Annotated in this window: 2 protein-coding genes and 1 pseudogene; 1 reads left to right on the top strand and 2 read right to left on the bottom strand. The window is 69.1% G+C overall.

What is annotated here, in order from left to right; all coding sequences use genetic code 11:
- On the top strand, positions 1 to 526 hold a 526-nt coding region (locus VF794_RS22535; RefSeq protein WP_331113675.1), incomplete at its 5' end, for a DUF2378 family protein.
- Between the two features lie 6 nt (positions 527 to 532).
- Here VF794_RS22535 and VF794_RS22530 read toward each other — a convergent pair.
- Together VF794_RS22530 and VF794_RS22525 are read right to left on the bottom strand one after the other, a co-directional pair.
- Positions 533 to 979: a hypothetical protein gene (locus VF794_RS22530; RefSeq protein ID WP_331113673.1), complete on the bottom strand. Its 447-nt coding sequence runs from the start codon at positions 977 to 979 to the stop codon at positions 533 to 535.
- A 417-nt stretch (positions 980 to 1396) separates the two neighbouring features.
- Positions 1397 to 2320 (bottom strand): annotated as a pseudogene (locus VF794_RS22525) (caspase family protein); the annotation flags it as partial.

The raw sequence follows: 2320 nt of genomic DNA, 5'->3' as shown, positions 1-2320 counted from the left end.
CACCGTCCGAGGGCTCATCTTCAACGCCGTCTTCACGCTGGTGGCTCAGCATCAGGGCGAGAAGGCCGCGACGGAGCTGCGAGCCACCATCGCGAAGAAGCCGTTGGTGGACTTCTTCTCCTACCCGCTTCGCGACTTCCTCCAGGTGCTCTACGCCGCGGCCGACAGCCTCGCCCCCAGGTACGGTTCCCCCGAGGCGGCCATCCGGGCCTGTGGCGCGGCGGCGATCGGCGGGTTCTTCCAGTCCAGTGTGGGCAAGACGCTGACGAACATCATCGGCCAGAAGGACCCCAAGCGGCTCTTCTCCAGCTCCCCCACCGCCTACGCCACCGCCGTGAATTACGGCCAGCGGGAGTACACCGCGCTGGGCGAGCGCCGCGTGCGCCTGCACTTCCGTGGCGACCTCCAGCCGGTGGAGTTCCACCAGGGCCTGCTGGAGGAGGCGCTCCGGTCCGTGGGCCATCAAGGCCGCGTGGAGGCCCGGAAGCTGGCGATCGACGAGGCCGAGTACTTCATCGAGTGGTGAGCGCCGTCACGGCTCGGCCAGCCCGGCGGCCAGCAGCGCGAGCCTGGGCACGAGCTGCTCCTCCGTGAGGGGCGTGAGCTGGCTGATCGACTCGAGGCGGTTGATGCGGATGCCCTTCTCCCGCATCCAGAGGATCAGCTCATCGACCTCCGTCTCATCGGGACTGACGATGCATTTCTTGTCGATGGGGACCCGAGACAGGTAGAGCGCCTGGAGGGAGTCCAGGGCACTGCCCGAGTAGACGGGATAGGTGTGCTTGAACCAGGGCGCGAGGTCCTCCAGGAGCCACTGGATGCGTGTGCTCTTGAAGCGCTCGAGCTTCAGGAACTCCTCCAACTGCTCGCGCTCCAGGAGGACGCAGTCATCGCCCGCGCACCACACCTCGATGCTGAGGTGATGGGCCAGAAGGCGATGCTGGCGTCTGCAATACTCGCGGTGCGGATCAGTGGCCATGTCGGTGCGCTCCTCGCGGGTGACCTCGATACCCTAAAGTCGGGAGCCTCGCACGGCGTGTGCTCCACGGAGTAGAAGCCCGTCAAAAGGAGACATTCATGGCTCGCTTCGTGATGGTGTCATTGATGGTGTGGCTCTGGGCCACGCCCGCCGCGGCGGCGGAAGCAAGGCCAGAGGTGCGCGTGCACCTCGTCTCGGATGCACCGCTGCTCGAGCTGCGCCGGGTCGCTCAGCATTTCGTGGGCATGGGGTATGGCTACAGGGGCCCGACCGTGGGAAGGCCAACCTGCGCACCCCCGGCCTGGTCACCACGGGGCTCAGCATTCCCATCATCGTGGGAGGAGCCCTCCTCATCGGCAACAACATGACCCACGTGACCGTCCGCCCCTCCGAGCCCGACGAGTACCTGTAGCCGCCTCAGAGGCGCACGCCGAGCTGCACGCCGGGCCAGTACCGCACCGACGTGGACAGCCCCACCTGCTCCTGCCACATGGGCAGCGTGGAGAGGGTGAGCCGGTCCGCGTCCCTCCAGGCGAAGTAGGCGTTGCAGGTGGGCCCGGCGAAGACGGCGAGGCGCTCGAAGAGGTTGAAGCCCAGCATCAACCGGCCCTGGGCCAGCAGGTTGGCGCTGGAGGCGAAGGGCGCTCGCACGCGGAGCACCGTGCTGCCCACCACGTCCCCATCCAGCCAGAAGCGCTCGCCCAGCGGCAGGTGCAGGCCCAGTCCCAGGCCCAGGCTGTAGCGCTCCAACCGGTCATCCGGCCCCAGTCCCGCCAGCAGCGTCGTGTACACGTACTTGCCGCCGAACTTCACCGCGAGGTTGGTGAGCTGGATGTCGCTCGCCCAGGCCTCCACGTGGAACTGGCCCTTCTTCTCGAAGGACAGCAGCCCGAGCGGCACGCCCCGCACCTCCTCGGAGACGTTCACCACGCCGAGCTGCACGCCCGTCACCACCTTCGCCACGTTGATGAGGCCCACCTGCACGCCCGTGACGTCTCCGCCCACGTTCAGCAGCGCCGCCTGCATCCCCGTCACCTGGCCCGCGCGGTTGAGCCCCATCGCCCACTGCACGCCTCGCAGCGAGCCCCGCGTCACGTTCACCCCCGCCGCGCCCTGGAGGCCCGCGAAGTCCCCGCCCGTCACGTTGGCGCCGCCCGCGAGCTGCACGCCCCACAGCGTGCCCCCCGCCACGTTCACCCCCGCCGCCACCTGCCCCACCCGCACCTCCCCGCCCGCCACGTTCACGCCCACCGCCGCCTGGAGGCCCTCGAGCCGCCCGCGCACCACGTTCACCCCCGGCGCCACCTGCGATCCGCTCGCGTCGCCGCCCACCACGTTGAG

This window comes from Archangium sp., assembly GCF_036389735.1.
Lineage (GTDB): Bacteria > Myxococcota > Myxococcia > Myxococcales > Myxococcaceae > Archangium.
Note: the sequence above shows the minus strand (reverse complement) of the source record. Positions and strands in the feature narration are given on the sequence as shown.